The following is a 26301-nucleotide window of genomic DNA, read 5'->3' on the forward strand; positions in this document are numbered from 1 at the left end:
CGTCGCCCCATCGCCGACACGGACGCCATGGGGATCGCTGAATGGCGGCAGCAACTGCAGAGCAAGGAGCTGTCCGCCCGCGAGCTCACCGACCACCATCTCGCCCGGATCACGGCCTTAGACCCCACCGTCCACGCCTTTCTGGAGGTCACCGCCGAGCGGGCCCGGGCTGATGCCGACCGCATCGATGCCGGCCTGGCCGCCGGTGAGCCCTTGCCTCCCCTGGCCGGGGTGCCACTGGCGATCAAGGACAACCTCTGCACCAAGGGGATTCGCACCACCTGCTCCAGCCGCATGCTGGAGAACTTTGTTCCGCCCTACGAATCCACCGTCACCGAACGCCTCTGGCAAGCCGGCGCGGTGCTGTTGGGTAAAACCAACCTCGACGAGTTCGCCATGGGCAGCTCGACGGAGACCTCCGCCTTTGGCCCCAGCCGCAATCCCTGGGACCCCGAGCGGGTGCCAGGCGGCAGTTCAGGCGGCAGTGCGTCGGCGGTGGCCGCCGGTGAGGCGATGGCAGCCCTGGGCTCCGATACCGGCGGCTCGATCCGCCAGCCCGCCTCCTTCTGCGGCGTGGTCGGGCTCAAGCCCACCTACGGCCGGGTGAGCCGTTGGGGTTTGGTGGCCTTCGCCAGTTCGCTCGATCAGGTGGGCCCCTTCAGCACCAGCGTCGCCGATGCGGCAGCCCTGCTCCAGGTGATCGCCGGCGCCGATCCCCGTGATGGCACCTGCCTGGATGTGCCTGTTCCCGATTACACAGCCGCCCTGCAGCAACCGGTGGCTGGTCTGCGGGTGGGCCTGATCAAGGAATGCTTCGAGCAGGACGGCCTGGCTCCAGAGGTTGCCGCCGCCGTGATGGCCGCCGCCGACCAGTTGCAGGCCCTGGGCTGCGAGCTGGTGGATGTGAGCTGCCCGCGCTTCAACGACGGCATCGCTACCTACTACGTGATCGCCCCGTCGGAGGCTTCCGCCAACCTGGCCCGCTACGACGGCGTCAAATACGGCTACCGCTCCGAGCAGGCCGGCAGCCTGGCGGAGATGACGGCCCGCAGCCGCACCGAAGGGTTCGGCGAAGAGGTGCAACGTCGCATCCTGATCGGCACCTATGCCCTCTCGGCCGGCTACATGGATGCCTACTACAAGAAAGCGCAGCAGGTGCGCACCTTGATCCGCCGCGATTTCGACCGGGCCTTTGAGGGTGTTGATGTGCTGCTCAGCCCGACGGCGCCCACCACGGCCTTCCGCTTCGGCGCCCATGCCGATGACCCCCTGGCCATGTATCTCGCCGACCTGCTGACGATCCCGGCGAACATGGCCGGCCTGCCGGCGATCAGCCTGCCCTGCGGTTTTGATTCCGCTGGCCTGCCGATCGGCCTGCAACTGATCACTGGCGTGCTCCAGGAGCCCCGCCTGCTGCAGGTGGCCCACCACTACGAGCTGGCCGCGCGGGTGATGGACAGCCGGCCCGAGGCGGCACTGGTGGCCTGAGGCACAGCGCCTGGGAGCGGCTGAAAGCACCAGATCTGGTGGTTCGCCGGTAGGCTTACCCCATCCTGTGGTGGCGAAGCCACGCGACGCCCTTGGCCTTCGTTCCCCTTCATAACCACAGCGACTACAGCCTGCTGGACGGGGCCAGTCAGTTGCCGCAGATGGTGGAGCGGGCCGTGGAGCTGGGCATGCCGGCGCTGGCGCTCACCGATCACGGTGTGATGTATGGGGCGATCGAGCTGCTGAAGCTCTGCACCAAGGCGGGCATCAAGCCGATCATCGGCAACGAGATGTATGTGATCAACGGCTCGATCGATGATCCGCAGCCGAAGAAGGAACGCCGTTACCACCTGGTGGTGCTGGCCAAGAACGCCACCGGCTATCGCAATCTCGTCAAGCTCACCAGCCTCAGCCACCTGCGCGGCATGCGCGGCCGGGGCATCTTCTCGCGCGCCTGCATCGACAAGCAGTTGCTGCGCCAGTACAGCGAGGGATTGATCGTGGCCACCGCCTGCCTGGGCGGTGAGATTCCCCAGGCGATCCTCAAGGGTCGCCCGGATGTGGCCCGCGATGTGGCCCGCTTCTATCAGGAGCTCTTCGGCGACGACTTCTACCTGGAGATCCAGGATCACGGATCCCCGGAAGACCGGATCGTCAATGGCGAGATCGTGCGCATCGCCGCCGAGCTGGGCATCGAGCTGATCGCCACCAATGACGCCCACTACCTCACCCGCCACGACGTAGAGGCCCACGACGCCCTGCTCTGCGTGCTCACCGGCAAGTTGGTGAGCGACGTCAAACGCCTGCGCTACACGGGCACCGAATACATCAAGAGTGAGGAGGAGATGGGGCGGCTGTTCGCCGACCATCTCGAGCCTGAGGTGGTGGCCCGGGCGATCGCCAACACCGTTGTGGTGGCAGACAAAGTGGAGGCCTACGACATCCTCGGGCGTCAGCAGATGCCCCGCTTCCCGATCCCGGCTGGGCACACGGCGGTGAGCTACCTGCGCGAGGTGAGTGAGCAGGGCCTGCGCCAGCGGCTGAACCTGCAGGACGCCGATCCGTTCGAGCCGCTGTATGGCGAGCGGCTGGCCTTTGAGCTCCAGGTGATGGAGCAGATGGGCTTCCCCACCTACTTCCTGGTGGTCTGGGATTACATCCGCTATGCCCGCGAGCAGGGCATCCCGGTGGGGCCCGGGCGGGGCTCGGCGGCCGGTTCCTTGGTGGCCTACGCCCTGGGGATCACGGCGCTGGATCCGGTGGAGCACGGCCTGCTGTTCGAGCGCTTCCTCAACCCGGAGCGCCAGTCGATGCCTGACATCGACACCGATTTCTGCATCGAGCGCCGCAGCGAGGTGATCGAGTATGTGACCGAGCGCTATGGCGCCGACAAGGTGGCCCAGATCATCACCTTCAACCGCATGACCTCGAAGGCGGTGCTCAAGGATGTGGCCCGGGTGCTCGACATTCCCTATGGCGATGCCGACCGCCTCGCCAAGTTGATTCCTGTGGTGCGCGGCAAGCCCGCCAAGCTCGCCGAGATGATCGGCCCCGATTCACCGGCGCCGGAATTCAGGGAGAAGTATGAGAAAGATCCGGTGGTGCAGCGCTGGGTGGATATGGCCCGCCGGATCGAGGGCACCAACAAAACCTTCGGTGTTCATGCCGCCGGGGTGGTGATTGCCGCGGAACCGCTCGATGAACTGGTGCCGCTGCAGCGCAACAACGACGGCCAGGTGATCACCCAATACTTCATGGAAGACGTGGAGGCGATGGGGCTGCTGAAGATGGACTTCCTCGGTCTGCGCAACCTCACCATGATCGAGAAAACCATTGATCTCGTTGAGCAGAACACCGGCGAAAGGATCGATCCTGATGCCCTTCCGGCCTTTGACGACGCCACCTTTGCCCTGCTCGCCCGCGGCGATCTCGAAGGTATCTTCCAGCTCGAATCGAGCGGCATGCGCCAGATCGTGCGCGATCTCAAGCCCTCCTCGTTGGAAGACATCTCTTCGATCCTGGCGTTGTATCGACCAGGCCCACTCGATGCCGGCCTGATCCCCAAGTTCATCAACCGCAAGCACGGCCGCGAAGCGATTGAGTTCGCCTGTCCGGCGCTGGAGCCGATCCTGAAGGAGACCTACGGGATCATGGTGTATCAGGAGCAGATCATGCGGATCGCCCAGGATCTGGCTGGTTATTCACTCGGCGAAGCCGACCTGCTGCGCCGGGCGATGGGCAAGAAGAAGGTGGCGGAGATGCAGAAACACCGCCATCAATTCGTGGAGGGTGCCACCTCCCGGGGTGTGATGGGCACGGTGGCTGAAGCCTTGTTTGAGCAGATGGTGCTGTTTGCCGAATACTGCTTCAACAAGAGCCATTCCACCGCCTACGGCGCGGTCACCTACCAAACCGCTTACCTCAAGGCGCACTTCCCGGTCGCCTACATGGCGGCGCTGCTCACGGTCAATGCCGGCAGCACCGACAAGGTGCAGCGTTATATCGCCAACTGTCAGGCGATGGGCATCGAGGTGATGCCGCCTGATCTGAATGCCTCCGGCATCGACTTCACCCCCACCGGTGAGCGCATCCTGTTTGGCCTCTCGGCGGTGCGCAACCTCGGCGATGGTGCGATCCGCCAGCTGCTGGAAGCCCGCATCAGCGGCGGACCGTTCGTGAGCCTGGCCGACCTCTGCGACCGCATCTCCGGCCAGCTGCTCAACCGCCGGGCGCTGGAATCGCTGATCCACTGCGGGGCGCTCGATGCCCTTGAGGCCGGTGGCAACCGCGCCCAGTTGATGGCGGATCTGGATCTGGTGCTCGATTGGGCCACCTCCCGCGCGAAAGACCGGGCCAGCGGCCAGGGCAACCTCTTCGATCTGCTCGCCGGTGCGGCTGCGGATCCTGCCCCGGATTCAGGAACTCCTTCAGCAACGCCATCTCCGGCTGGTGGCGATCTGGCCACGGCGCCGAAGGCTGCTCCCGTGGCCGATTACCCCCCCAACGAGAAGCTGAAACTGGAGAAGGAGCTGGTGGGCTTCTACCTCTCCGACCACCCGCTCAAGCAGCTCTCGGGGCCGATGCGGCTGCTCACCCCGATCGGCCTGGCCAGCCTGGAGGAGCAGGCCGACAAGGCCCGCGTGAGTGTGGTGGCGATGGTGGCTGAACTGCGGCCCCTGACCACGCGCAAGGGCGATCGGATGGCCGTGCTCCAGCTCGAAGATCTCAGCGGCAGCGCCGAAGCGGTGGTGTTCCCGAAAACCTATGCCCGCCTGGCTGACCACCTGATGGTGGATGCGCGCCTGCTGCTCTGGGCCTCTGTTGACCGCCGCGACGACAGGGTGCAGCTGATCGTTGACGATTGCCGCGCCATCGACGAGCTGCAGTTGCTGATGGTGGACCTCGATGCCGAGCAGGCCGCCGACATCAGCGTGCAACACCAACTGCGCGAGTGCCTGGTGCAGCACCGCCTCGGCCAGGACGACGCCGGCCTGCGCATCCCCGTGGTGGCGCTGGTTCATCACCAGGAGCAGGCCCGCTACGTGCGCCTCGGCCACCAGTTCTGCGTGCGCGATGGCGAAGCCGCCCTCTATACCCTCACGGCCGCTGCCTTCACCGCCCGGTTGCGCACACCGCTGCAGCTGGTCTGAACGGAGGGCGGGATCCGATCGTCCCCGGTCGCTGGATTGTCGCTGGATTAAGGCCTGGACGTGGGGTCAAAGCCGGTATTAGTGATCAAAGGCCGAACTTCCGAATCGCCTCTCGCCGGCAGATAGCTTTGGCCATGGTTAATGTCTCTTTGCGCTCCAACTGCTTGATTAAGCAGCGACAGGTGAATGGGGCTAACGCCTCAGGCCTTGGACGGGCGGTGCTTCTTCCTTCCATGATCACAGCGCCCATGCACAAACTAGCCGAGGCTGATCGGCTAGTTTTGTTATCCCTATCTTGATTGGTCCCCAAGTCTTGAGTCAAAGAGCCCAAGACTTGGAGAGACAGGAGTGCCCCTTGTGGTTAATGGCCACTCCAGTTTAGAAGGTCTCTGGAGCGAAGTCGGTTTCTGTTGAAGCTGAGTTCCACTCCGTTAAAGAGGGGTCAGGCCTTCATGCTCAGGTCATCACATCTTGTCTGCAGCGTCTGATGTGGCTTCACCGAGTTTGCCGACGGCAGACTTGAGTCCTTGCTTGAGATCGGATCCCGCCTGCATGGCGGAAGCCTGGACCTGCTTGGCCTGTCCCTTGATTTTTTCACCCATATCACCGGTCAGATCGCCGTGGGCTGCTTCAAGCCGGCCTTCGGCATCTTTGGCTGTGGCATTTAAATCTTTAGACATGAATCGTGCTGCGAAGGGATGGTTGGCGGGATGGCTGCTCAAGGCCATGGCAGGAGCTTGAACAACCAGTGAGATGATCAAGACGATCACCGACAGAATCAGTCTGAGTGGACGCGTCCTGTCCGTTGTCATGGCATCCACAGTTGCAAGGGCCAACCTCATAGGTAGCCAGAAGGCTGGCCGCTGGCCACGGAAATGCTGCTGAGAATCCCTTGATACGGACAACAGCTGAAAATCTCCAGGTTCTGAATTGATTGATGAGTCGCCGTGCTTATGCAATTCCAGGCAGGTTTAAGCCCTGGAACTGGGACAGGTACCGCTGAAGACATGGAACGTCAGTCCATAACTCCGATCGGGGCACCAAACAGGGCCATGGAGGAGACGTTGCCTATTTTGTTGCTGCCGCAAGCAACGCATCCGTGAGCCCGTCAGGATCGGCCATGGCATCAGTGCCCGGACCCGAACCCGCATTCCCCAGCAACTCAGGTTTGTCAACAAAGCACTCAATCAGAGCTTTGAAGAAATTGTCTTGATGACTGAGCATGTGTGTCCCCATGGTGCCCGTCCTTCCACCGAGGCACAAATCAACAGATCCATCTAGACCCGTGATGACCACTCCTGGCTGGTGAGAGAGCGAACGATGAATCGTCAAAGGATTCTGAGATGAAAAGAATTCCACCGCTTCCTCTGGGGTGCTGTGGATCAACGTTGCCTCTTGGGCCAAGTGGTGGAATCGTCTGAGGATTTCATGCGTTGGCTTCGAGCCTGGCTCCAGATCCCAGGAACTGGGTTGCCAGGCCACGTCAAGGGCGATGTCAACCCCAAGCGGTATCGAACGCTCAAGAATCATCGTCAGCGTTGTGTCCTCTGTTGCGCAAATCAGGGAATTGCTGGTGATCAGCAGCCAAGAGGCTTTTGAAACGATTGGCATCATGGCTTCCACCAGGCCAGCAGGTGTTTGGGTGGAAGCACAGGCTGCGCTATAGACGGCGGAGAACTCAACAACTGCTGGAATATCTGTAGCGCTCATTGAGGAAGCTGACTCCTTGGCGGGAAGATTACTGCTGGAGCCATGCAAAGTGTTGGAAATCATGTTGTTGCGGTGATGGAGGGAGTAGGGCTGCAAGCAATAATTATCGTGATCAACGATGCATTTAGGAGTATCTTCTGATTGGCCATCAGGCTGAAGTTGGTTTTGTGTCTTAGTTGTCTTTTTCCGCAAAATTGTGAAATCGTGTGGCTAAGTCTTGGAAGAGGTGATCTGTCTGTATTAGCAGTGCTTCCCAGTTTGCTTGGGTAGCTTGTTTCAGCCTCTCTGCCTGCGAATGGGCTTGATCTCGGGCCTCGGTTAGCTCCGCCACTCGCTTCTCGGTTTCGTTGCGGACTTCCGACGAGATGCTTTGCAGTGTTTGTTTGAGTGTCTCGATCTGGTGAGACCAAGCCTCAATTTGTGCCTGCTTTTTGGCGAGGATGGCTTGCTTGAGTTGCTCATCCACTTGGCTTTGCCCATCAGCTTGGTTGCTGATGGGCGGCTGAGACGTGTTGCTCATGGTGTCTGTCTAAGGTTGGATCAGTTGATTTCAACTCAACGGCGTAGCTCGACAAATCTGCCCGAAGAACCGGAACCGTGGTTTAACTTTGTGACCAGCTACATGTGAGTGGATCCATGCTATCAGGACGCGCCTCTTCAGCTTGTCCAAAAATCTCTCAGTGATCACCATTGACCTGTATTAATCCTTAAGATCTTCTGTATCGTGATGCGGTATCTGAGCTTTTGGTCGTGTATCTGTCTGCTACGCCAGTGCCATTGGTAGTATGAATCAAGCCCTTTTTTCTCGCGAAGGGCCCACTCATGATTGAATCATCATCAACACCGAGCGTGGACCCTTGCTTGGAGTCCAATTGGTGTTGGCAAACTATGCCTGTCAGTTCATGCTGATAGGCAGCAATCGAGAGACCCAATCGATCTGGCTTTGACTTCAACCACCAGGTCAATGTTGGCGCGATCGATGGCTGGATGGATCGCCTGCGCAGAGCGCTTCTCCGTCCCAATTGCCGCTTTCCCTCATGGTTTGTCGTTTTCGTCAAAACTCCGCAGCTTTCGGCCCCTTTCGCCCCGGCAGCCATGGCTGAGCTGCTGGTCAAGGCTCAAGGCCGCTGCAAGCTCATGAGCGGTGGCTTCGAGGCCTTCAATGGACACTGCGTCTTCAAACACAAAAGGTCTGGGGATGTCGATGCCGATGTCGTCACGCTCGATGACGGCACCAATTTCAATTTCTCCGGTCCGGGTGTTCAGGCCCTGAGCGTGCAGACCCACTCCGGCATCCGCAATGTGCGGCACCAGGCCCAATCCGATCATGAGGTGTTCAGCTGGACGGATGGCCAGCCGCGTCAGCTTTCGGTGCGTCTCGACAATGTCCAGAATCCAAATGTTCGTTTCGAGGATGATGACCATAAGGCCGACACCAGTTCGCTGGTGGGTGAACGCGGGTGCCAAGCCCTGCGAACCCTGACCTCCAAGGGCTACAGCTACCGCGGTGGCACCAAGCTGGCTGACAGCACCTTCAGCTACTGGAAACAGCCCAGGACGAACCAGTGCGTGGCGGTTCGCACCACCAACGGTCGCTATCGCTCCATTACCTACACCAAGAAGGGCGACTGCAGCTGACGGGCGGCCCTCAGGCGCGCTTGAGCACGCGCACGATCACCAGCAGGATCACGGCGCCGAGGGTGGCTACCACCAGGCTGCCCAGCAGGCCACCGCCGACGGCACCGGCCAGACCGCTGAAGAACAGGCCACCGATCAGGGCACCGATGATGCCGATCACCAGGTCACCGATCAGGCCGAAGCCACCGCCTCTGACCAGGAGCCCCGCCAGCCAGCCGGCGATCACACCCACCAGCAGAAACCAGAGAACGTTCATGGTCAGCGGTCTCTGTAGGGACGAACTGAGGCTAAATGGTCTGCTGGGCTCAGCCCGCAGGGGGTGTCTTGCTGCCGCTGCCCTGGCCCATGGCCCGGATCGAGGCGCGCAGCCGCGGAATGTTGACGCCGATCTGCTCAAAACCCAGGGTGCTGCCAGGCTTGTCCTCCCAGCTGGCCGAAAGCACTCCGTAGCTGAGCCCCACCAGGCCGAGCAGGAAGCAGCCGCCGGATGTGGCCAGGGTGAGCACGGGCGGAATGTCGAAGATGCCGCGGCTCACCAGCAGGTAGCTGGCCACGAACACGGCCATGCCCAGAACCGAGGGCACCCCGGTGGCGATGGCGATGCGCACGGCCATGCGATTGGCCACGGCCCTCGGGATCACGTTGCCTCCCGAAGCCGGCTTATCGCCTTTCTGCTTGCCAGAAGCTGCCTTGCCAGAAGCCGGCTTGCCAGAAGGGCCCTGCGGCTTAAAGGGGAGCGGCTTGCGCTTGGCGGCCATGGCGGGGATCAGCCCCGGATGCCGAGCTTGGCGATCAACTGGCTGTAGCGCTCCTCGCTCTGGGCGCGGAGGTAGCCGAGCAGCCGCTTGCGGCGCCCGATCATCTTCAGCAGGCCCTGACGGGAGGAGAAGTCGTGCTTGTTCTGCTGCAGGTGGCCGGTGAGCTGAACGACCCGGGCGCTCAACATCGCCACCTGGACCTCGACCGAGCCGGTGTCGGTGCCGTGGGTCTGATGGCCGTTGATCAGTTCCTGCTTTTTGGTGGTATTGAGCGGCATGCCGGCGTCGAGCCCTGTCGGTGCAAAGAAACAACTTACCGCCCCGGCTGCCCTCAGGCCGCCTGCTGCGCCAACCAGACCAGACTCTCCTTCAGCCAGGCGTCTGCCCCCAGCGTTGGCTCCAGCCCCTGCTGGCCCACGGCCCGCAGCGCCCGGTTGATTTCAAGCGGCTCGTAACCCAGGGCCGCCAGGGTGATCTGCACGTCGTCGCGGGTGGCTTGGAGCGGGCCGTTGGCGCTGCTGCCGGCTGCTCCAGGAGCGTCTGGGACTTCCAGCGCTGCCGGGGAGCCGGCTCCGAAGGCCTCGGACAGCTTGCTGCGCAGTTCAACAGACAGGCGCTCCGCGGTGCGTTTGCCCACGCCGGGCGCTGTGGAGAGCAGGCGCAGGTCGGCCTGCACGATCGCCCGAACCAGCTCCTCGGTGGGCATGGCCCCAAGCAGGGCCAGGGCCATCTGCGGGCCGACGCCACTGACGGCCACCAGCAGGCGGAACAGATCACGCTCGTGGCGCGCCACAAAGCCGAACAGGGTCCAGCCGTCTTCGCGGATCGACTGGTGGATGTAGAGCACCAGGCTGCAGCCCCCCTGGGGCAGGCCATCCCACTGGCGCCGGGTGAGTTGCACCTCGTAGCCCACGCCCTGGCAGCAGAGCAGCAGGCCACAGCGATTGCCCTGCTGCCACTGCTCCGCCACGGTGCCCTGCAGCCAGCCGATCATGGGGATGTGTTGACGACACCCCATGCTGCCCGCTCTGCCCATTCCCGCCAGCCGCCGGCAACCACTGTTTGTTGGGTATCGGGTTGTTGGGCCGTTGATCAGCCTGGTGGCGCTTGTGCTGCTTCTGCTCGGCCTGGGCGGTTGCCAGGCTGCCGGCCAGCCGCCCCGCCAGGTGCTCCTCGATGCCCTGGAGTTGCAGATTGCCCTCACCCAAGACTCCATCGCCCAGGCGCTTGAGCTGCCGGCGCCGGGGCCGCCGCAGGTGAGCCGGGTGCGGGTGGAAGGGCAGGAGACCGTGACAATCGGCGAGGCCAAAGGGCTGCACCTCACCGGCCAGTTCGACTGGCGGCTGGCCGACGCCCCCTACCGGGTCGACAGCAGCTTCGAGCTGTTCCTGCAGCGGGGAGAGAAAGGCCAGAGCTGGCGGTTGGCACGGCCCACTGAGGCCGTCGGCGCCCAGGGTTGGTTGATTGATCCACTGCCGATGAAGAATTGAGGCTCTCAGGGTTACGGTTCTTTTGGCCTGCCCAACGGGCGGCAGGCGGCTTCAGCTTGCGTGTCGAGTCGCCAACGGAATCAGCCCCTCGCGGTCATTGCTCGCCGGCCTGGCTATAGAGAAGATGCAGTGGCTGCTTCCTTCGCATGGTCGCCCGATCGCAGCGAGAATTTAACGATGATCCGGCGCCAATGGATCCTGCTGCTGATCAGCCTCTCGGTGGTGGGTGGCGGCACCGGCTTCGCCATCTGGCAGGCCTCCCGGCCTGAGCCTCTGGGCGCCGGCTTTGCCAGTAGTAACGGACGGATCGAAGCGGTAGAAATCGATGTGGCCACGAAGACGGCTGGCCGGCTCGATCAGGTGTTCAAGGACGAGGGAGATTTCGTCGTTTACGGCCAGGTGCTGGCCCAGATGAATACCGACGTTCTTGAGGCGCAGCTGCTTGAAGCGCAGGCGGATCGACACAAGGCCAACAACGCCATCGCCACGGCCCGCAGCACCGTGGCGCAGCGACGCAGCGAACAGACAGCGGCTGAAGCCGTCGTGGCACAACGGATCTCCCAGCGCAACGAAGCCCGGCAACACCTGCGTCGCCAGGAGCAGCTGTTCTTGAAAGGAGCGGTTTCGGAGGAGGATCGTGACGATGCGCGCACCGTCTCTTCCAGCGCCGATGCGGTTGTCGCCTCGGCCGAAGCGACCGTGGCGGCGAGCCGCGCTGCGATTACCACGGCCGGCTCACTGGTGATCGAAGCGGAATCGGCGCTGGCGGCCGCCGCCGCCAGGATCCAGGAGATCAGAGCGAACATCACCGACAGCCAGCTCAAGGCACCCCGAGATGGGCGGGTGCAGTACCGCGTCGCCCAGCCCGGCGAGGTATTGAGCGCGGGAGGGAAGGTGCTGAACATGATCGATCTCTCCGACGTTTCGATGACCTTCTTTCTGCCCACCGACCAGGCAGGACGGGTGCGGCTAGGGGCTGATGTTCACCTGGTGCTGGACGCCGCCCCGCAGCTGGTGATCCCGGCACAGGTCAGCTTTGTGGCCGACGTGGCCCAGTTCACGCCCAAAACGGTGGAAACGGCGGTTGAGCGTCAGAAGCTGTCGTTTCGGATCAAGGCACGGATCGATCCCTCCCTGCTGAAACGCCACATCCGCAGCGTCAAAACGGGCCTGCCGGGCATGGCCTACGTGCGCCTCGACCCCAAAGCCCCATGGCCGGCGCGGTTGGCGGTGAAGGTGCCGGATTGAGCTCAGCAGTGATCAAGCTCCAAGACGTGCGCTTGCGCTTCGGCGCAACCTGCGCCTTGGACAGCATCAGCCTGGATGTAGCCGGCGGCTGCCTCAGCGGCCTGGTAGGCCCGGATGGAGTGGGAAAATCCAGCCTGTTGGCGCTGGTAGCCGGAACCCGCCGGGTGCAGGAGGGCCGGGTGCGTGTGCTCGGCGGTGACATGGCTAACCCTCGCCACCGCCGCCAGGTGTGCCCGCGCATCGCCTACATGCCCCAGGGCCTGGGGAACAACCTCTCCCCCACGCTCACGGTCATCGAGAACGTCGACTTTTTCGCGCACCTGTTCGGCTTGGGCCGCGCCGAGCGCCGCAGCCGCAGCGCTGCCCTGCTGGAGCGCACTGGGCTCGGACCCTTCGGTGCCCGCCCCGCCGGCCAGCTCTCCGGGGGAATGAAGCAGAAACTCGGGCTGTGCTGCGCCCTGATCCACGCCCCTGACCTGCTGATTCTGGACGAACCGACCACTGGGGTTGATCCCCTCTCGCGCCGCCAGTTCTGGGACCTGATCGCCAGCATCCGCTGCGATCTCCCGACCATGACCGTACTGGTGGCAACCGCCTCGATGGACGAGGCCGCCAGCTTCGATTGGCTGGTGGCGATGGACGGCGGCCGCGTGCTCAGTAGCGGCACCCCGGCGGAACTGCTCCAGCGCACCGGCGCCAGCTCAGCGGAGGCCGTCTTCATTGCACTGCTGCCCGAGGCGAGGCGCCGGGAGCACCATCCCGTCACAGTGCCACCGCTGCCGCCGGGTGACGGCCAGCTGGCGATCGAGGCCATTGATCTGAGCAAGCGCTTCGGGGCGTTCCTGGCGGTGGATCAGGTCAACGTGCGCATCGAGCGCGGCGAGATCTTCGGCTTCCTCGGCTCCAACGGCTGCGGCAAAACAACGACGATGAAGATGCTGGCGGGTCTGCTGCCGGCTAGCTCCGGCCAGGTGCGTCTCTTCCACCAGCCCCTGGACGCGGGTGACCTCACCACCCGGCGCCGAGTGGGGTACATGTCGCAGGCGTTCTCGCTGTATAGCGAGCTGACGGTGCGCCAGAACCTGGTGCTGCATGCCCGGCTGTTCCGGGTGCCGGAGGCGGAGATCGCTGGGCGTGTGCTGGAACTACAGCAGCAGTTCGGCTTGGAGGGTCTCGAGGGCGCACTGCCCGGTGCCCTGCCGTTGGGGGTGCGGCAGCGGCTGTCCCTGGCGGTGGCGCTGGTGCACCGGCCCGAATTGTTGATCCTTGATGAGCCCACCTCAGGGGTCGATCCGATCGCCCGGGACACCTTCTGGCAGAAGCTGATCGACCTGTCGCGCCTCGACCACGTCACGATCTTCCTCTCGACCCACTTCATCAACGAAGCCCAGCGCTGCGACCGCATCTCTCTGATGCATGCCGGCTGTGTGCTGGTCAGCGACACCCCCGCTGGCCTGGTGAGGCGACGCGACGCGGCCACGCTGGAGGAGGCCTTCATCGGCTACTTGGAGGAAGCGAGCGGCGCCACCGAGCCCGCTGGTTCTGCTGCCCCCATGGCTGTAGCAACCACAGAGCAATCGCCATTGGAAACGGCAGGATTCAGCCTGCAACGGCTGGGCAGCTACACCCGGCGTGAGGCCCTGGAACTGATCCGTGACCCGATCCGCATCACCACGGCCGTGCTCGGCAGCCTGTTCTTGATGGTGGTGATGGCCTTCGGCATCAGCATGGATGTCGAGAACCTGCCCTATGCCGTGCTCGACCGTGACGACACCACGACGAGCCGCGACTACGCCCTCAACCTGGCCGGGTCGCGCTATTTCATCGAACATGCGCCGCTGAATGGCGATGGCGACCTTGACCGGCGCATGCGCTCGGGGGAGCTGAGTGTGGCGATCGAATTCCCGCCGGGCTTAGGGCGTGATCTTGATCGCGGCGACCCGGTGCAAATCGGCGCCTGGATCGATGGATCAATGCCGACGCGGGCCGAGACGGTGCGCGCCTACATGCAGGGCCTGCATGGCCAGTGGCAGACGGACCGGGCTCGGCGGGCGTTGGGTCAACCCATGCCGCTCCCGCCTGCGACCATCGAGACCCGCTTTCGCTACAACCCCGACATCCTCAGCCTGGTGGCGATGGTGCCGGCGACGATTCCGATCCTGCTGCTGTTGATCCCGGCGATTCTGGCGGCGCTCTCGGTGGTGCGCGAAAAGGAGCTGGGCACAATTGTCAACTTCTATGCCACCCCGGTGACCCGGCTGGAATTCCTGGTTGGCAAGCAACTGCCCTACGTCGCCCTGGCGATGGTGAACTACGTCTTGCTCACCTTGATGGCGGTGACCCTGTTCGCCGTACCCCTCAAAGGCAGTGTTTTGGCCCAGGCCAGCGGCGCCCTGATCTATGTGATCTGCGCCACCGGGCTGGGGCTGTTGATCTCGACCTTGGTGCGCACCCAGATCGCCGCGTTGTTCGGCACCGCAGTGCTAACGATCTTGCCGGCAACCTCTTTCTGCGGGCTGCTCGATCCGGTGGCGTCGTTGCAGGGGGCCGGCGCGGTGATCGGGGCGATCTACCCCACCAGCCACGACCTGACCATCTCCACCGGCACCTACCTCAAGGGACTGGGCTTCAGCGATCTGCTTGGCTCCTTCGCCTCACTGCTGCTGGCTGTGCCGGTGCTGCTGGGGTTGTCCGTTCTTTTGCTCAAGAAACAGGAGACCTGAGCGATGCGCGCCGCCAATGTTGTCCAGCTAGGCCTCAAGGAGCTGTGGAGTCTGGCCCGCGACCCGATCATGCTGCTGCTGATCGTCTTTGTGTTCACAGTGTCGGTCTATGCGGGGGCCACGGTGTTGCCGGAATCGCTGCACACAGCCCCGATTGCGATCGTGGATGAAGACCACTCGCGGCTCTCAGAGCGCATCATCGATGCGTTCGAGCCGCCCTACTTCCTGCCACCTCAGCTGATTGAGCAGGCGCGGATGGACGAGCGGATGGATGCAGGGCTCGACACCTTCGCCCTGGTGATTCCCAACGGCTTCCAGCGCGATGTGCTGGCCGGCCGTTCGCCGGCGGTTCAGCTCAATGTGGACGCCACCCGCGTGAGCCAGGCGCTCACCGGTAGTGGTTATGTGCAGGCGATCGTGGCAACCGAGGTGCAGACCTTTGCGCAACGCACGCAGGAGCGCTCTTTGCCGGCGGCGGAGCTGGTGGTACGCATGCGCTTCAACCCCCAGCTCACCAAGACCTGGTTCGGGGCCGTAAACAAGGTGATCGACAACATCACCCTGCTCTCAATCGTGCTCACTGGTGCGGCCCTGATCCGAGAGCGCGAACGAGGCACGATCGAGCATCTGCTGGTGATGCCGGTGACGCCGTTCGAGATCATGGCCACCAAGGTGTGGTCGATGGGCCTGGTGGTGCTCAGCGCCGGCTTGCTTTCCTTATTGATCGTGGTGCGCGGCTGGCTGGGGGTGCCGCTGGCCGGCTCGCTGCCGCTGTTCGCAACCGGTGCGGTGCTGTATCTGTTTGCCGCCACCTCGCTGGGAATCTTCCTGGGCACCTTCGCGCGTTCGATGGCCCAGTTCGGGCTGTTGTTGATGATGGTGCTGTTGCCACTGCAGATGCTCTCAGGCGGTGTCACCCCACGCGAGAGCATGCCCGAACTGGTGCGCACCGTGATGCTGGCGGCACCGAATACCCACTTCGTGATGCTCGCCCAGGGCATCCTCTTCCGCGGCGCCACGTTCTCGGTGGTGTGGCCCCAGTTTCTCGCCCTGCTGCTGATCGGTTCGGTCTTCTTCGGCGTGGCCCATGCACGCTTCCGCAGCTCGATCACTGCGATGGCTTGAGTGGGGAGGGTGGTTCGCCGTTACCAGAGCGGCGATTTACGACTGCCCAACCCATCCCCACCAGGCCAGCGTTTCGCAGCACTGTGCCAAGGGCTTGGAGGAGATCGGGAACTGGGACGAGAGCTAGCAGAAAATTGAGCACGATCCCGATCAGGAACAAGCGTGTGGTCCACCACGGAAACACTGCGGAACGAGCTGTAGCGAATCCAAAGCAAAGACCTCCATAGACCATCACGGCGCCATGCGCTGTGTACACCCACCCGAGGCTTGTCCAGAGTTGCTCGTAGGTGGGAATGTGGGCCGTCAATGCGTAAAGAGTAGTGAAAGCAAAGTAGACAAAAGCGAAACCATAAAGGAGTGCCCCTATGAGTCCCCACTTGCCAATCTGGGGGCGCTGAAGGGCGTAGAGGCCAAGCATTACTGCTGGCATCGGCAGGAAGGCTAGATAGTTCAGCCAGAGGTGCAAGGCTGAAAAGCCACCCTGAAGCCATTCCATACCATCGGTGATGGAGTGGAGGATTGGAAAGACAATTGCTGCGATTCCCACTAGACGCCCTGTACCGCGATCCATCACTGCCTCAGCGGTATTGGACTGAATGGAGAGTGCAGCGAAAGAACTCGCCTTCGCTGTCGAAGGCGGCGGTGACTGCCAGGAAAGATGATGCGCCTGCCGGTGATCAAGCGGCCATGGCCAACGTAGCTGTTTCCTTGGCCAATTCTGGTGATGGCAGGTTGATCCACACCACTTCTTGTTGATCCCAGCAACTAATCTATCAGCCCCAGCGTTGTGGATACTCTTAACGCGCCTGCTCGTACCCATGGGCACGGTGTGTCGGCAGATCTCCAAAGCGGTAACTTTCAGGGGTACTCGTACGTTTCCTGAGAGGGGGCTCTGACCGCTACCGGCTTCCTGGGAGTGCTGCGTGAGCAGGACCGCAAGCTGGAGCTATTGCTGGAGAGGATGCCAGCACCGGCAGCCGATCGTTGAGGCTCGTTGAACAACGTGGGGCACTTACCAGCCGGAGGGGCCAGTGAGCGCTGTCTGACGTCAAGCTCCTTCACCCAAAGCCAACGATGTTCTTCGGCATCAGTCATCCTGCACTTCAGAGCCTGGTAGCTGTTCAGGCTTGGCCTCTCGCTGCGGGTGTGACCGATCGCGGCCCAGGGGGCAAGGCATAGAGCTCGGCGAAACCCGCCAGGATCCGCTTTTCTGCTTCTGCGTCGAAGCTGGTCGTGGCGTCGCCATGGGCATAGGTGCCCCCGAGCAGGATTCCCTCTGAGCGTGGATGCAAATACAGAGATCCGGCCGAGAGCGTGTAGCGCAAGCGGGGATCGGGGGGGAGCATCGTCAACTGGCCCTTGATTGGCACCAGTTCGTTAGCACCAAACAGAGTGGTGCTACCCAGCCCGGTGCAGTTCACCACCACCGATTCCGGCAGAGCCGCAATCTCCGCTGGAGCCTCGAAGCGGCGTTGCAGAAACACAACGCCCATGCGGCGGAGATCGCGCTGCATGGCCCGCATGTACAACGGCATGTCGATCAACATCCCCGGCACGGCCCCCACGTAGGGCGCTTGAAACGGCAGGTCGCGATCCGAGATGTCCTCAGGCGCTGGGATCAGATCGGCCAGCAGCGCGTCGACCCAGCCAGGTGAGGGCGGCCGCAGGGCCAGACGGATGTGTGGGATCAAGTCCACGCCATAGCCTCTGCCGATCAGTCGCCGGAAGCGCTGATGGGAGAACAGCAGCGCTTCGCTGAGGTTGGCCTCAATCTCTGGTGTGCGGAACTGGGTATCGAGCAGCTGGGAGGGAAACCAGCGGGCCGCCGCCACATCAGATGTCGTCGCTGGAGAAAAATGCTCGGCGTACACCCGCACTGGGCGGCCCCGCTCGCGCAGCAGCCACGCCGTCGCCAGGCCTACCGCCCCTCCACCGAGCACTGCCACCGCCCCCCGGCCTGGCGCTGCCAGGACCAAGTCCACCGCCTGCCGGGCCGTCCCCCAGGACAGGGTGACGCCAGAGCCACCGTGCCCATAGTGATGAATCAGCGTCGTGTTGCCGATCGCTTCCACCTCAATCCGAACACCCATCGGCCGGAAGGGCCTCAGACCCACCAGGCGCCGCGCGATGCGCTCGGGAGCAAGGTCAGGCGCCGCAGCGGTGAAGTCTGTTGGCAGAAGCGACCCTTCCAGAGCGGGTGCCGCAGTGACGGGTCTCCAGGCCCCGGCCAGGACGGAGCTTGCCAGTGCCGTGGATCCAAGCAGGAACTGACGGCGCGACGCCATAGGCCTCAGCGCCCTGCTCGTTGAACATCAGGATCGCGCATTCGCTGCTGGGGGCGTGAGCCTGCTGAAGGCCAAGCGGAGTGCGAAGAACTTGAGAAGAATCTGTGTGGGGGTTCTTCTGGTTCCGTGGACACCGATCACCGGTTCACAGGGGTAGTCGGGGGCTGCCCCAAAACACGTTTGACCCTGATCCCCTCAGAGACCAGGGTCGATCCACTCCTGCTGACCATGGGGAGTTCAACTGTGGCCTGTGCTCACTGGGCCACCCAGAAACTGCAGAGGACGCCGATGCGGCCAGCCTCGCTCAGCTGCACACAGGCGGCATGGCTGTTGCGGGGGCGATTCAGAAGAATGTCGTTGTGAAGGGGCGAGCCGAGCCAGCGGCTGAGCAAACGCTCAGGGTTCCAACTGCCCCTTGCCTCCGGGCAGCCCAGAACCTCGCTCATGGGGCGCAGCCGAGAGCCGGTAGAGCTGGCCTGGAACGCCTGCCAGGCCGGCAGGTTGTGGTCGCAGGTCTTGGTGACGATCAGCTGCCGCAGCACGGATTGGGCGTAGGCGACATTGGCGGCCACCAAGGCAACGGGCAAGAGCTGCAGCGGGGCGCTTCCCTTGGCGGCTCGGGAGCCGTTGATCAGGTTCACCAAGGGATCGTTGATCGAGGCCGCTGACGTGGGGGTGAGTTGGCTCAGGTGCAGGCGGGAGAAGTGGTTGAGAGGTCTGGCGGAGCCATTGGAGGTTGAAGCAGTGTCTGCTGGACGGCTGGCCAGAGCCGGGGCAGCTTTCAGTAACGCCAGGACAGGAACCACTGCCCACAGGCCGCGACGAAGCAAGCGAAATCGCAAGGGTGATCGCGCGGTGCTGACTGTGGGCTGCTGGCTCGTGATCTCAGCGCGTCTGGCTGGCTTCCAGAACCTGCAGGCGCCGCTGATGCCGCCAGGTCCACGCCAAATCAGTGAGGACAGAGTCCATCCCGGTGACGCTTTGGCCGCAGTCATCGCTCAGACCGTTGGCGAAGAGGATGAAGAAACGTTACGGGAGATAAAAAATTAAATCTGCTCGTTGAGTGGTGGTTTCGATCACACCGAGTGAGGTTTTCGCCGTTCCATTGCTCACTTGGCCTCGGCGTTGATGGAGTCGTCCTTCCCCCGTTGCCGGCGGGTCTGACGATTCGGTCGGTTGACCTCGCGAACAGAGCGCTGAGCCGCCTGCAGATGGCGAGAGAGTCCAGTCCAGCTAAGTGTGTAGTCGCACCACGTTGTTCAGCTGACAAGGGGGCATGAGATGTTCAGCGTTGGAGGTTCAGCGCCAACCAAGCGCACTCCTCTCCCATGCGTACTCATGTTCGCCCCATCGGAGTGACGCTTCTTCAGCGGTATTGGACTGAATGGAGAGTGCAGCGAAAGAACTCGCCTTCGCTGTCGAAGGCGGGCGTACCGAACAGCCAGCCAACACGAAGACGGATGGGAATGGTCACGCCTGCAAAGGTTTGTTCCTGCTCAGCCGCACCGCCGAATGGGTGGTAGGCGAAAACACCCGTGTTCTTATCGCCCCAGCGCGAGAGGCAGCAACTCAAAAGCGCGCCTGCTGGGGAAATTTCAAGGTCGAGCTCGGAGTGCTCACCATGGGCATCGAAAATCGCAACAGTGTGGTCGCTGCCCCGGTCGACCCAGCTGACCTCCGTCTCAAGCAGAGCGGCCGGAAGCCAGATGGCCTCCGCATGGAGGCGGCCTGCGGCCGCGCGGGCGATCTCCGCGCCATCGGCCTTCATGACAGGGAAAAGCCCGAGTAATTTCCAGCGCATGGCCCCCACTCCATCCACCAGCCGATCAAATCCGGTCACGGGAAGCCCGTTCACCTTGGCCGTTGCCGCCCATACAAAACCGCGGTCCCAGCGCAGCAGCTGTTCAGCTTCAAACTTGCACCAACCCGGCTTGAGCTTGATCGTGCCGGTCATGCTCAGCCGCGCGCAGGTGCTGAGCTTGGCGCCGGGAGCAAGGGCATGCCTCAGGTATCTCTGGGCGACGGGAGGTAGCGAGCTGACTGAATTCGGATCAAACACGTGCTCGCTTGGTGCAGCAGTGCTCCAGAGTTCCTCGAGCCTTCTATCGTGTCGCATGACATGGCCTTTGATAGGACTTGGCATTTAGTACGGCTGACGCTCCAGATCAGAAGCGGGCAAGTGCTTTTGCTGATGAGGATCAGGCCCTAATCCCGCCTTCTGGATCTGGATGTTAGCCAGCTCATGAGTCTGTGCCAATTCCAGGATTGAGCCATGTGGCTGGTGACACATAGAGTTTATCGACCTTGCTGAGAACCCTTTCACGAAGCTTTTCATTGGTATCCAAGCTACCAATAAAGCTGACTCCGGCCTGCTTCGTCTCCGCGATTAAGGTATCCAACTGAACAACAATATACAGACCAGGGTGTCGGCGAGCTAGCTCATGTAATGGCGCGGAGTCTGCGTTTCCATAGTAGTAAAGAATATGTTTTGCCTCCCCCTTCTCGCTCATGGATGACTCGGCCGACCATGTGTGAAGTACAGCACATCGGGCCCCATAGAGATCGCACGCTTTACAATTCAGCCTCCCACGCGAAAGCATCCAGTCAGAAACCCAACGTTCAAATCTTGGGCGAACCCTACTTTCTGTTTCGTCTGCAGCTAGATAAGCCATGTTATCGATGAAGCCGTAAGTGAGCGTGAGAGCTGGTAGTACCCACTCGCTTTCCAGCGTCTTCTCCATTGCCCGCCAACTGTGGTCGACGGCACTGGCCAGGATTGTGAATCTCCAAATCTCCTCTTCGTCCATGTCCTATGTCTGGCTAATACTGCCCCTGAGTGGCAGGCTAGGAGCCTAGGTTGCACAGCAAGATGGTTGGCGCCTGTCCACACAAGGGGCTTGTTATACGTCCCTTCATAGCGAGGAACTTCTTTGCAATGCCTTATTAAAAAAGCTTGATCAGACTCTTGTTCTCTGCGGCTGAATACATTGACAGGAGTGTCTGATCATAGACAGTCTTGGGAAAGAGAGCAGTCTCATCGTACTGGAAGCGGATGATTCTTCTGAAACTCTGGATACAAATCGGAGCAGTTCTCTTTCAGGGCAAACACCGATTTATACTGCACAGTTGCAGTTTGCTCTGAGGGGTATGCTGAATAGGCATCGCCTCCAAGTTGGTACGCTTGCCGATAAAGGCGACAAGCAGCCCGTCTGTCACCGTTAACCTCAAGTGCGTACTGTGCCTCACCTCTTACCAGCTCCTCTTGAGCGAGAAGTGAAGCAGCTTTTTCTAAAGGAATAGCCACTGCAGGCGCTGAAAACAGTAAAATAGTGATAGCAGCGAGCGTACGCGTCATGGGTCTTCAGTGTGCAATAGATAGGATGCCTCGGTGGGCGGGTGTTGGTTAAGCCTGTGCGGATAACGCTCAAGATCAGCGGCGGGGAGGATTCTTGCAGCTTTAACAGCCTTCAGCGCTCCCGCCCGCTGGATCTTGATGTTAGATGCCGAAACTTGAGCAATGGCACTAACCAAATCTGACGAAGACGTTAAAGTCATCCCATGCCAGCTTAAGTGCACCACGAAAAATTGGCCTTGCCGCGACCGTTGGCCAAGGCCGACGCCAGCGAGGACATGAGTCTCAATCGGTGCTTCCAGGGTAAACCGGTATTTTTCGAGGTGCCCTTAAGAATACCTGCCTCAATCTCTCGGTCAATTGACTTTTGAATCTTCTTTTCTGGACTCTGATCGTGGAAAAGATAATAGACAAAGTCAAAGACATCGCACAGAGTATGAATCATTGACTGGCCAATTCCGCGTTTAATGCTTGACCCATTCGGGCTCTAAGCGTATTGGATTGCGACGAGATAAATATCCGTGATTATGAAATCAGGATAGTGACATTAATGCAGAACAGCATAGGCTGTGAGGCCCTCCCTCAAGCTTCAACATCTATCGGCCCCCACCGCCGGCACTGGAGCACACCCGGCCATGGTGAGTGGCTTCCACCCCGAGGATGCTAGCTATGCCGTTTAGGGCTGATTTGAAAAAACAAGTTCTCATGATTGGTCTTGGGCGCGCAATTCTTGACAATAACAACCATAAGAAGTGATTACATCAGCGCAGCCAAAAGCTACATCTCTCAGTGAAACAATTAACACATGAAGCAAGCCAATGCGGTGGCACTAGTGAGTTAGATGATCTATTTTGTATCCACTCTAATGCCATCCTTATCCCAGTTTTCAAATGCCCCTAGATAAGGGGGATTGTGGCACCAGTCCATAACGTCACGCCTGCCATTTTGAATATAGGTGCCAGCTTCCTCATTCATTTTTTTTGTAATTTCTCTAGCCTTGTGCGACTCCTCGATCTTAAATCTTGCCAAAAGGGCAGCATCGTGGGCTGTTCTTTTGGCTTTTTTAATTTTTTCTTCGAGGTTGGCTGTTGAGCACCAATTGGCTAGATAGGCATCTTTATCTCTGGAATACAATAAGTAAATGGTGTATTTGTCTGGTCTTTCTAATGACTGTGCAGGCCTATGAGTATCTTCTTGAAACTTATTTTCTACTTTTTCGGGAGCAGTAAAGTAGGGCTTGCCAGATGGTCTAACCTTGATCCATTCATGAATTCCAGCGTATCTCCCCGTAATTCCATGGTACTTGTAATTCTTATATTTCTCAAAAACTTCTTGCTCTTTGTCAAATGCTTTTTGTCTTGACGTAAATACTGCGGTTCCCACAAGTTTAACATCAGGAACACTCTCTCTAATTGCCTTGATCCTATCTCCGAGTTTTTCAGGCTCTCTTACTCCAACCTTGTACGCACTGTGCTGGTCGGAATACAGTAGGTAAAGCACATGGCCGCTTGGCCCACATCCTGTCAGGCGCTGATACATCCCTGGCCCATCAAGCTCAGCTATTCCCGTATTGAATGTTGGGTGTCTCGATGTATTGCTACGCCTGGTAGTGTTACCACCCTTCAAGTTCGGGATAGGCAAGACCGGGTCAGCTCCATTCCACGCTTGTTTTTCAGGGGAAGGAATTGGGTTGCTGGACTCGGCAAGGGGCTGGGCAGCAATGGGGACCGCTGGGACGGCCATGGTTGCCGGATTGGCCTCCTCCAGAACAAGCTGGCGGGGGCTCCCCAGGGTCGTGGCCACCGCCTTCTCCAGCAGGGGAAGACGGCTCTGCACCATCGCCATCCAGGTGGTCGCCACCCGCACCACGGCCCGTTGACCATCCAGCCGCACCAGCTCGGCCTGCTGGGAGAGCAACATGCGTGCTGAAGGCAGCTCCAGGGCCGCCAGCATCTGTTGCCAGAGCTCGCTCAGCGGGATCTCACCCTTCGCCAGAGAAGTGGTTGAAAGGGTCGGGACTGGCAGGTGTTCCTGCTCGACCTGTGTCACCGGTGCCGCTGTCACAGATGCAACTGGTGCAGGTGTTGGACAAGGGCTAGGTACAGGTGTTGGCCTAGATGCATGTGCAGGTATTGACCTTTGTGCAGGATTGAATACTTCTTTGGCTAATGTACTTCGATTAACTTTGTCTGCGATCTCTTTCGCCACTGGGGCGTGTGATCTTTGTGACCGCGACAATTTTCGAAGCAAATAATATATGACTACAGCAATTAGAATACTCAGCAGTAATTCCATGACATTAGAAAACTAATTTTATGCTATTAATGCTGGCTGAAGTCGCTTTCGTTTCACTCAAGTGCTTCTTTTGATTGCGACCTTCCGTCTTTCTCTTCATGTCAGCTAGTTGATCTGATCGTGATTATACATCCCATTCACGCCGTGGCTGCCAGGGCAGCACCTCTACGTTCCCGCCTGCTCAGGAAGCTCACTCGTGCATCTAACGCTCAAGATCAGCGGGGGGTAGTGACTTTTGCGGCATCAGCTCCTCCTAGCCCCCCTCCGCTGGATCTTGATGTTAGATGTCCCTCTGCGTTATAACTCTAGAGAAAGTTGACCAGACGGATGGGCTTCGCATTCGTTTGAAGCATCAAATTCATGACTCATCCAATATTTGCCATTCGCTGCATACTCAAGTAGCTTCCACTCTTGATGAGGATTCCAGAAGATTATCAGGCTTTTGAGTTTGTTTGACTGAGCCCCAAGAAGGTTCTGAATCATTCCTGAAGTTCTTATGTCTGTCAATGATGGTTTAGTAGACCCATTATGAACTGGATGATTGTGATATTGACGGAGCTCGGTGCATCTTAGCTTGCTCAAGTAAAAACTCCATTTCTTAGGATTATCGGATGCAGAGCATTTATACGGCGAGCCAATCGAGGCCGTTATCCTGACTGCAATTCCATTACGCATGAATGCGGCAACAAATACTTCCCGTTTTTCGTGAAACATTCCGACTGCAAGCGCTTCTTCAAGATCTTTCTGACTTCGGCCTTGCAAGGAATATGCTTTCTTAAACGTCTCGCCCTTTTCCCTTGCGTCATATTTTTGAAAAACATGGTCAATATTTCTCCGAAGACGAGAAATCTCGCTACATATCTTAGATCTCTTTTTATTTCGTTTTTGCTGAGGCTCCCAAGCATTGTTAAATATCCAACTAATTGCAGGCGCTAGCAACATACAGGCAACCAAGTAGATAGCCCAGCTCATTACTTGGCTCAATACAAATAGTAGCAGGCAAAAATAGACAAGCGCAAACAGCCTGAAACTGGCACTAGAGGATCCTCGATCTATCTCCTCTAATTCAAGGTGTAAGGTTTCTAGCCTTGTCACCCTGCTCCTTAACTTCGGAAACGCTAGCAGTGGAACGGTCTGCCCCTATCCCTGCTTAAACTTGTTTCTGTTGGTGCATCTAATGACGGAGCTGAGCCGCACCGCCGTTCTACCGAACGACGTTCGGCTAGCAGACGGTGTCGGCTCCAGCGAAGTGTTGCTTATGCCGCGCAAGTATTCTACGCACTTAGAACAACCGTAGAAACGCGGTCAAAGCAACAGTATTTCGGCGGGTCCGGTATCCACCCACTGTCCCGGCGGTATGTCCGCATAAAATGCAACCGGGCTTGTTGCTCCTGGGCTGAGAACCTTTCCAGCATAAGGCCGTTGTCGCAATTGGCCAATAGGCGAGGGGAACTTAGGCGGGTCCGAGAACCACATGTTCCAAGCATTACGGATGGTCTGCTGCGCTCGTTAACGGCCCAACCGTAGGTGCTCCCTTTTGTTACATGCAATTCGATGATTGTGGCTTTGCCCTGCAAGTCCCGAATGCTGCCGTTGTTTGCCTTCCCTCCAGACTAAGGATGCAATAGCTCCCACTGAAACTGCCCCCGCTTGCCTACGCGGTGCGCGGCCTGCGCAAGCTGAGCAACGTGGCCATCAACACCAGAACGGCCGCCATCAAGGTGCCTGGAGCCACTAACTCCCCGAACCAGAGCACGCCCCACAGGGCGGCCAGCGGCACCTGCACGTAGCTCACGGCGGTGGCGCGGGCGGCCGGTAGGGCCATCAGGCCGCGGGTGAGGGCGAGCTGGCCCAGTTGGGTGAACAGTCCCACCGCCAGCAGCCAGCCCAGCTCCACGGCGGTGGGCAGCACCGGATCGATCCAGAGCACCGGCAGGCTCAGCGGCAAGGCCACCAGGGGGAAATAGAACACGATCACCAGCGGGTGCTCGCTGCGGCCCAAGGCGCGCACACTCACGTAAGCAAGGGCGGAGAACAGGGCGCCGGCCAGGCCGATCAGCAGCGGCAGCAGCGGCAGCCCCGCTTCGTTGCCGGCGAAGCTGGAGCCCAGCAGGGCCGGATCGGCCAGCAGCACCACCCCCAGCCAGCCCAGCGCGGCTGCCAGCAGCACCCGACCGTTCAGGCGCTCACCCAGCAGGGGCCAGGCCAGCAGGGCTGTGAAGGTGGGATGGAGGTATTGCACCACCGTGGCGGCGGCCAACGGCAGGCCTGCCAAGGCGCTGTAGACGCAATAGAGCCCCGCGCTGCCGAGCAGGCCGCGGCCGAGCAGCAGGCCGCGGCGTTCGCCCCAGGGGGAGACGCCGGCGGCGCGCAGCATCCAGACGCTGATCGTCAGGCTCACCACGGCCCGGGCCAGCATCACCTCGCCCACCGGCAGGCGACCCACGGCCTTGACGCACACGCCCATCAGGCTGAAGGCCAGGGCGCTGGTGAGCATCCACAGCACTCCCCATCTCTGGTGTTCTCCGTCAGAATGGGA

The 26301-nt window shown here is 60.5% G+C and carries 22 protein-coding genes; 7 read left to right on the forward strand and 15 right to left on the reverse strand.

The genetic code is table 11. The features are described from left to right. Positions 1-27: 27 nt before the first annotated feature. Complete coding sequence (gene gatA / locus ACXMDM_RS07635) at positions 28-1488, forward strand: Asp-tRNA(Asn)/Glu-tRNA(Gln) amidotransferase subunit GatA (protein WP_259722937.1); 1461 nt, start codon at positions 28-30, stop codon at positions 1486-1488. Positions 1489-1580: 92 nt separating this feature from the next. Further along, positions 1581-5138 carry a DNA polymerase III subunit alpha gene (locus tag ACXMDM_RS07640; protein ID WP_259722938.1) on the forward strand — a complete coding sequence of 1186 codons (3558 nt, stop codon included), beginning with the start codon at positions 1581-1583 and terminating at the stop codon, positions 5136-5138. 464 nt (positions 5139-5602) lie between these two features. On the opposite strand, the gene ACXMDM_RS07645 is transcribed toward ACXMDM_RS07640, so the two are convergent. The 3 genes from ACXMDM_RS07645 to ACXMDM_RS07655 form a co-directional block, all read right to left on the reverse strand. Continuing rightward, positions 5603-5950, reverse strand: coding sequence for a CsbD family protein (locus ACXMDM_RS07645; protein WP_259722939.1), 348 nt, complete (start codon positions 5948-5950; stop codon positions 5603-5605). A 256-nt stretch (positions 5951-6206) separates the two neighbouring features. Next, a complete protein-coding gene (locus ACXMDM_RS07650; RefSeq protein ID WP_259722940.1) occupies positions 6207-6944 on the reverse strand; it encodes a fructokinase in 738 nt (245 codons plus the stop codon). 76 nt (positions 6945-7020) lie between these two features. Then, positions 7021-7368 carry a sll1863 family stress response protein gene (locus ACXMDM_RS07655; RefSeq protein WP_259722941.1) on the reverse strand — a complete coding sequence of 116 codons (348 nt, stop codon included), beginning with the start codon at positions 7366-7368 and terminating at the stop codon, positions 7021-7023. Between the two features lie 467 nt (positions 7369-7835). Between ACXMDM_RS07655 and ACXMDM_RS07660 the strand changes: the two genes are divergently transcribed. Continuing rightward, positions 7836-8486, forward strand: a complete 651-nt coding sequence (locus tag ACXMDM_RS07660) for a hypothetical protein (RefSeq protein WP_499569318.1) — start codon at positions 7836-7838, stop codon at positions 8484-8486. Positions 8487-8496: 10 nt separating this feature from the next. On the opposite strand, the gene ACXMDM_RS07665 is transcribed toward ACXMDM_RS07660, so the two are convergent. Genes ACXMDM_RS07665 through ruvA form a run of 4 tightly spaced genes read right to left on the reverse strand, consistent with a single transcriptional unit; the run spans position 8497 to position 10238 of the window. Beyond that, positions 8497-8742 carry a GlsB/YeaQ/YmgE family stress response membrane protein gene (locus tag ACXMDM_RS07665; protein WP_071801249.1) on the reverse strand — a complete coding sequence of 82 codons (246 nt, stop codon included), beginning with the start codon at positions 8740-8742 and terminating at the stop codon, positions 8497-8499. Positions 8743-8791: 49 nt separating this feature from the next. After that, positions 8792-9244: a PAM68 family protein gene (locus ACXMDM_RS07670; RefSeq protein WP_259722943.1), complete on the reverse strand. Its 453-nt coding sequence runs from the start codon at positions 9242-9244 to the stop codon at positions 8792-8794. Between the two features lie 8 nt (positions 9245-9252). Next, entirely contained in the window at positions 9253-9522 is a 270-nt protein-coding gene (gene rpsO / locus ACXMDM_RS07675) for a 30S ribosomal protein S15 (RefSeq protein WP_071801251.1), read from the reverse strand. A 53-nt stretch (positions 9523-9575) separates the two neighbouring features. Then, complete coding sequence (gene ruvA, locus ACXMDM_RS07680) at positions 9576-10238, reverse strand: Holliday junction branch migration protein RuvA (RefSeq protein ID WP_259722944.1); 663 nt, start codon at positions 10236-10238, stop codon at positions 9576-9578. 22 nt (positions 10239-10260) lie between these two features. Here ruvA and ACXMDM_RS07685 point away from each other — a divergent pair, with 22 nt between their 5' ends. The 4 genes from ACXMDM_RS07685 to ACXMDM_RS07700 all read left to right on the forward strand — a co-directional run bounded on the left by ACXMDM_RS07685 (position 10261) and on the right by ACXMDM_RS07700 (position 15830). Beyond that, positions 10261-10734: a hypothetical protein gene (locus ACXMDM_RS07685; RefSeq protein WP_259722945.1), complete on the forward strand. Its 474-nt coding sequence runs from the start codon at positions 10261-10263 to the stop codon at positions 10732-10734. A gap of 177 nt (positions 10735-10911) precedes the next feature. Continuing rightward, positions 10912-11982 carry an HlyD family secretion protein gene (locus ACXMDM_RS07690; RefSeq protein ID WP_259722946.1) on the forward strand — a complete coding sequence of 357 codons (1071 nt, stop codon included), beginning with the start codon at positions 10912-10914 and terminating at the stop codon, positions 11980-11982. After that, positions 11946-14705, forward strand: a complete 2760-nt coding sequence (gene rbbA / locus ACXMDM_RS07695; RefSeq protein ID WP_259722947.1) for a ribosome-associated ATPase/putative transporter RbbA — start codon at positions 11946-11948, stop codon at positions 14703-14705. The genes ACXMDM_RS07690 and rbbA overlap by 37 nt, the downstream gene beginning before the upstream one ends. Before the next feature lie 3 nt (positions 14706-14708). After that, entirely contained in the window at positions 14709-15830 is a 1122-nt protein-coding gene (locus ACXMDM_RS07700) for an ABC transporter permease (protein WP_259722948.1), read from the forward strand. Between the two features lie 1121 nt (positions 15831-16951). Here the strand turns inward: ACXMDM_RS07700 and ACXMDM_RS07705 are convergent. The 8 genes from ACXMDM_RS07705 to ACXMDM_RS07740 all read right to left on the reverse strand — a co-directional run bounded on the left by ACXMDM_RS07705 (position 16952) and on the right by ACXMDM_RS07740 (position 26259). Continuing rightward, positions 16952-18115: an FAD-dependent oxidoreductase gene (locus ACXMDM_RS07705; RefSeq protein WP_311134210.1), complete on the reverse strand. Its 1164-nt coding sequence runs from the start codon at positions 18113-18115 to the stop codon at positions 16952-16954. A 254-nt stretch (positions 18116-18369) separates the two neighbouring features. After that, on the reverse strand, positions 18370-18921 hold the full coding sequence (locus ACXMDM_RS07710) for a CAP domain-containing protein (RefSeq protein WP_259722951.1): 552 nt from the start codon (positions 18919-18921) through the stop codon (positions 18370-18372). A 560-nt stretch (positions 18922-19481) separates the two neighbouring features. Next, positions 19482-20258 (reverse strand): DUF6544 family protein, encoded by a 777-nt coding sequence (locus ACXMDM_RS07715; protein WP_311134211.1) that lies wholly within the window; start codon positions 20256-20258, stop codon positions 19482-19484. Positions 20259-20355: 97 nt separating this feature from the next. Further along, a complete protein-coding gene (locus ACXMDM_RS07720; RefSeq protein WP_145536677.1) occupies positions 20356-20922 on the reverse strand; it encodes a hypothetical protein in 567 nt (188 codons plus the stop codon). A 227-nt stretch (positions 20923-21149) separates the two neighbouring features. Further along, the gene (locus ACXMDM_RS07725) at positions 21150-21470 is read right to left on the reverse strand and encodes a hypothetical protein (protein WP_145536680.1); all 321 of its coding nucleotides are present in this window, start codon (positions 21468-21470) and stop codon (positions 21150-21152) included. A gap of 843 nt (positions 21471-22313) precedes the next feature. Further along, positions 22314-23516 carry a hypothetical protein gene (locus tag ACXMDM_RS07730; protein WP_071801260.1) on the reverse strand — a complete coding sequence of 401 codons (1203 nt, stop codon included), beginning with the start codon at positions 23514-23516 and terminating at the stop codon, positions 22314-22316. 543 nt (positions 23517-24059) lie between these two features. Beyond that, positions 24060-24734 (reverse strand): hypothetical protein, encoded by a 675-nt coding sequence (locus ACXMDM_RS07735; protein WP_145536683.1) that lies wholly within the window; start codon positions 24732-24734, stop codon positions 24060-24062. Between the two features lie 682 nt (positions 24735-25416). Beyond that, a complete protein-coding gene (locus ACXMDM_RS07740) occupies positions 25417-26259 on the reverse strand; it encodes a DMT family transporter (RefSeq protein WP_071801261.1) in 843 nt (280 codons plus the stop codon). Positions 26260-26301 lie beyond the last annotated feature (42 nt).

The sequence above is a fragment of the Synechococcus sp. CS-603 genome (assembly GCF_977929215.1).